At 70.4% G+C, this 5,178-nt stretch carries 3 protein-coding genes; 2 read left to right on the top strand and 1 reads right to left on the bottom strand.

Annotated features, from left to right (window positions below):
* Window positions 1-281, bottom strand: a 281-nt coding sequence (locus BN11_RS10970) for an RNA polymerase sigma factor (protein ID WP_268807099.1), incomplete at its 3' end; no start/stop codon positions are given.
* A gap of 403 nt (window positions 282-684) precedes the next feature.
* Here BN11_RS10970 and BN11_RS10965 point away from each other — a divergent pair.
* Together BN11_RS10965 and BN11_RS10960 are read left to right on the top strand one after the other, a co-directional pair.
* Window positions 685-4,560 (top strand): DNA polymerase III subunit alpha, encoded by a 3,876-nt coding sequence (locus tag BN11_RS10965; RefSeq protein ID WP_048697578.1) that lies wholly within the window; start codon window positions 685-687, stop codon window positions 4,558-4,560.
* 160 nt (window positions 4,561-4,720) lie between these two features.
* A complete protein-coding gene (locus BN11_RS10960; RefSeq protein ID WP_157044087.1) occupies window positions 4,721-4,900 on the top strand; it encodes a hypothetical protein in 180 nt (59 codons plus the stop codon).
* The last annotated feature ends 278 nt before the right edge of the window (window positions 4,901-5,178 follow it).

The following is a 5,178-nucleotide window of genomic DNA, read 5'->3' as shown; positions in this document are numbered from 1 at the left end:
GCCACGAAGGCCGCCGGCCCGGCCGGTTCCGGCGGGTCGGCGACCGGGGTGGGGCGCGTCATACCGTCACGATGGTGCGCGAGCACCAGCCGTGGCGCCACGCCGAAGACCCACGCCGCGCGAACGTCCCCGCCGGGCACAGTGTCGCGCCGGCGCCAGACGACCAGGAAGGTCTCGGCCAACAGGTCGGGCGCGTCGCCCGCGTGGACCCGGCGCATGAGAAAGGCCAGAATCCGTGGGCCGAGTTCCCGGTAGAGCTGCTCGAACTCTCTCTCGGACAAGCTCATTTCGCGCGACCGGCGAGGGCGTCCGCGGCGATCCGCTGCATGTCCGGCTCGGTCCACGGCATGGCGCGGGGTCGAGGGCTGTCACGGCCGCCCAGGTCAGGGCCTCTTCGACCTGCGAGAGAGCGACGGCGGCCCGTGGCGGATCGGAGGTTCGGGAGACAACCCAGGTGTCCGCCCACGAGCAGATCGGGCGTGCTAGTCGCTGCCGGGTCGGCCTGGCGCAGCAGGTGGGCGAGGTCGGTCATCGTGGGCCTCCTTGGCCGTCAGGTGAATCGTGCCGTGCTTTCACTGAGTGGGTGCGCAGGCGTTACACCAGGTGTTGCGCGGGCCGGGAAGCAAACCTAGGATTAGTACAAATGTTCTAGTCCCGTTTGTCGACCCGAAAGTTCCTGTCCGCATGACCGAGTTCGCGCACCTGCACCTCGCCTCGGGCTTCTCGATGCGTTACGGCACGGCGATGCCCGAGGCGCTGGTGGAACGGGCCGCGCAATACGGCCAGCCGGCGGTCGCGCTCACCGACCGGGACGGGTTGTATGGCGCGGTGCGCTTCGTCCAGGCCGCTGCCAAGGCCGGTCTCGACGCCGTGCTCGGGGTCGACCTGGCGATGGCCCGCGGCATCCTCGACGCCCCGCCCGACCCGCGTGCCCGCCGGCCGCGAACGCCGGTGCGCGGCGGCGCGATCGTCGACCCTCGGCTGCCGCGAATCACGGTGCTGGCCAGTGGAATCGGGGGCGTCCACGGACCGCATACTGGAATTTCGTATGCCGAGGGCTGGGCCGCCCTGTGTCGCCTGGTCACCGACACCCACCTGCGCGGCGAGCGCGGCAACCCCATCGGGACGCCCGAGCAGGTGGCGAGCTTCGCCGACAGCGAAACGGGAGGGAGAAGCGGACCGGAGGCAAGGGGGACGGCGCGCAACCCGGCCCGTCTGGTCGTGTTGCTGGGGCCGGACTCCGACGTGGGGCGGGCGGTGCTGCGCAAGGACCTCGCCGGTGCCGAGGCATTGTTGCGGGCCTGGGGGGCGATCTTGCCTCGCGACGGGTTGGTCGTCGAGATCGTCTGCCACGGCGGTCCCGACGGCACGCCGGGCTCGCGCAATCACGCCGCCCGGATGCTGAATCTCGCTGACCGGTGCGGGATTCCGGCGATTCTCGCCGCGGCGGTGCGGCATATCGACCCCGTCGACGCACGGATCGTCGACGTCCTCGACGCCGCCCGCCGGCTCGTCATGCTCGACCGCCGGCACCTCGATCGGGTCTCCGAGGCGGGGCACCTGGCGACGACGGAGACGATGCACCGGATCGCTCGCGAGGTGGCCGAGCGCGCCGGCGCCGATCCGTCCCGCGCCGGGCGGCTGCTCGCCGACACTCTCGCGCTGGCGCACCGCTGCGCCCAGCATCCGCGCCACGATCTCGGCATCGGCGCGGTGCACCTGCCCGAGCCGCACATCCTCGGCATACCCGAGGGCACTGACCCCCAGCGCGTCCTCGACGAGCGCTGCCACGCGGCGATCCTCACCCGCTATCCGGGAGCGAGTGAGAGCGAACGCCGCGCCGTGGAGGCGCGGCTGCGAGAAGAGCTGGATATCGTTGCGGCCCTGGGCTATCCGACCTACTTCATGACGGTCGCAACCGTCGTCGACCTGATCCGCGAGATGGGGGTGCGGGTCGCCGCGCGCGGCTCCGGCGCCGGCTCGCTGGTCAACTATCTGCTCGGCATCAGCGGCGTCGACCCGATTCGCTACGACCTGCTCATGGAGCGCTTCTGCTCGCCGCTGCGCGCCGAACTGCCCGACATCGACATCGACGTCGAGTCCGCTCGCCGCACCGATATCTACGAGCAGATCCTCGACCGCTTCGGCGGCGAGCGGGTGACCTGCGTGTCGATGATGGACACCTACAAGGTGCGCCATGCGATCCGCGATGTCGGCTCGGTGCTCGGTATGCCGCCGGCCGAGATCGACGAGATCGCCAAGGCCTTCCCGCACATCCGGGCCCGCGACGCTCGACAGGCCATCGCCGACCTGCCCGAGCTGCGGCAGCGCGGTCTCGATTCCGACCAGCTGACAACGCTTTTCGACCTCGTCGAGGGTCTCGACGGCCTGCCACGGCATATCGCCCTCCACCCGTGCGGGGTGATCCTCTCCAATGGCACGCTGCTCGATCGCACGCCGGTCGAGGCGAGCTGGCTGGGCTTCCCGATGAGCCAGTTCGACAAGGACGACGTCGAGGTCCTCGGGCTGCTCAAGCTCGATGTCCTCGGGATCCGTATGCAGTCCTCGATGGCCTATGCAGTCCGCGAAATCGAGCGCACCACAGGGGAATTCGTCGATCTCGATGATCGCGCGCAGGTGCCGCTCGACGACGAGAAGACGTTCGCGATGATCCGCACGACGCATACCCTGGGCTGCTTCCAGATCGAGAGCCCGGGGCAGCGCGAGCTCATCGGCAAGTTCGGTCCGGTGCGTTTCGAGGACCTCATCATCGACATCTCGCTCTTCCGACCGGGGCCGGTGAAGTCGGACATGATCCGGCCCTTCCTCGAGGCCCGGCACGGGTGGGCGGACGCCGAATTCCTCCACCCCACACTGATTCCCGCGTTGCAGGAGACCGAGGGCGTCGTCGTCTTCCACGAGCAGATGCTGCGGATCATCTCCGAAACCACCGGCGTCTCGCTCGCGCAGGCCGATGAGGTGCGCCGCGCGATGGGCAGCCCGCACGGCATCGAGGAGATCGAGCAGTGGTGGCGCCCGGCGGCCAAGGCCCGCGGCTACAAGCAGGAGCACCGCGACCGAATCTGGGCCGTGCTCAAGGCTTTTGCGTCGTTCGGCTTCTGCAAGGCGCACGCCGCGGCCTTCGCCCTGCCGACCTACCAGTCCGCGTGGCTCAAGACCCATCATCCCGCGCACTTCCTCGCCGGCGTGCTCACCCACGACCCGGGGATGTATCCCAAGCGCCTCATCCTCGACGACGCCCGAGTCCACGGCGTGGCCGTCCTCGGCCTCGATGTCAACGCCTCCGGCGACACCTACCGCGTCGAGCGACTCGACCCGGCCGAGAGCGCCCCCCGGATCGCGCCGCTCGGCGACATTTGGCACCCGCCCCCGGCTCCCGACCCGGACATGGCCGACGGCACCGGATGGGGAATTCGCCTCTCCCTCAGCGATGTCAGCGGCATCAGCGAGGCCGAGGTCGCCCGGATCGTCGCCGGGCAGCCGTATGCCAGTCTCGCCGACTTCTGGCATCGCGCGCAGGTCTCCCGGCCGATCCTCGAGAAGCTCGTTCTCGCCGGCGGGTTCGACACAATGTATGCGATGGGTGCCACGGCCGGCGGTCTCGGCCGGCACGGCCGGATGACCCGGCGCGACCTCCTCCTCGGCGTGGCCGAACTCGACCGGTGGGACCGCGGCATACGCACCGGCCGCCGACGCGTCCGCCCGGCGCGGATGATCACCGAAGGCGTTGCCGCGCTGAGTCCGAACACACGGGGATTGTCGTCCGGCGTCGACCCCCGCGACCTGGCCGCCGCCCAGTCGCAGGCCGCGGCGCCGGTGCGTGCCGAACCGGTCCAGCTCGCCCTCGACCTCGGCGACGAGCCACAGCTGTCTGCGGGCGCAGGCCTGCCGGATATGGCTGCGCCCGAACGCATTCGCGCCGAACTCGACATCCTCGGCCTGGACGCGACGGGCCATGTCATGGACTTCTACGCACCGATGCTGCGCGCCCTCGGCGTCACCCCGAGCAGCGGCGTGGTGGGGATGCGCAGCAACTCCACGATCCTCGTCGCGGGAGTCAAGGTCGCCACCCAGACACCGCCGGTGCGCTCCGGGCGCCGCGTCGTCTTCCTCACCCTCGAGGACGGCACCGGCCCGTCGGACTCGACCTTCTTCGAGGACGTCCAGGGGCCCTTCTCCACTGTCGTCTTCCACTCCTGGCTGCTGCTCGTGCGGGGCATCACCCGCCGCACCGGAGCGAAGGGAATCTCGTTGCGCGCCAACGGTGCCTGGGAACTCTCGGCGCTGTGGGAGGCGTGGCAGTCCGGCGGCCTCGACGCCGTCCACGCCCTCCTGGCTGCCACCGACATCCCCCTCGACGAGCGCGGCAATCCGGTCACGGGGGAGCGCACCGGCGTCGCCGAGTCCGGCGGCAAGCGGCGAGTTCTGGTGCACGCCAGCGGTTTTCAGCAGAGCCCGTATGCCGACACCCGGCCTCCGGGGGAAGCGATCACCTCCCGCAAGCTCTGGCACGCCAGCCCCGGCTCCTCGGGCTGGTGATCCTCCCGCTGCCACGCGCGACGACCTCGGGGTGCCCCCCCGGCCCCACCCGGACCTCGGGCGCGCCGTCGCTACTGCGGCCATCCTTCATGTATACCGGGTATCGACCGCATCGAACCCACGCCCCCAGGAGCTCCCATGGGCCACCATCACCGTGCACTTGACCGATGACGACCGCACCTATGACGACTCGGCGATCACCGCCAGTTATGCCGCGACCGTCCTCCCCGACGGATCGATCGACGTGGTCGTCGAGGTCTTCGACGGCACCCGGCAGCTCGCAAGCCTGGTGATCGACGGATTCGCTGCCGACGAGGCCACGGCCTTCACGAGCCGTTGACCCTGGGCGGGAACACCAGCCTTCCCGTCCTCGCCGAGATGCGCGCCCAAACTCGATGCCCGACGCACGCTAGTCACCGATGAGCCGGGCCTGGTTTCCGTTCTGGGGCCGGGTTATAGGGCGGCCCGCGTACGAGAACCAGGCCCGGCTTCCGTCGAACCCGGCCCGGCTCCCCGCGCCCCGTCTCCCGCGCCTCGGGGATCGCGCCGCGAGGTGTCGGGGGCACCGCATACAGTTTGAGCATGACGAGCGAACGCCGCCGCCCCCGGCGCGGAGTG

It is taken from the genome of Nostocoides australiense Ben110 (assembly GCF_001050535.1).
GTDB lineage: Bacteria > Actinomycetota > Actinomycetes > Actinomycetales > Dermatophilaceae > Nostocoides_A > Nostocoides_A australiense.
Note: the sequence above shows the minus strand (reverse complement) of the source record. Positions and strands in the feature narration are given on the sequence as shown.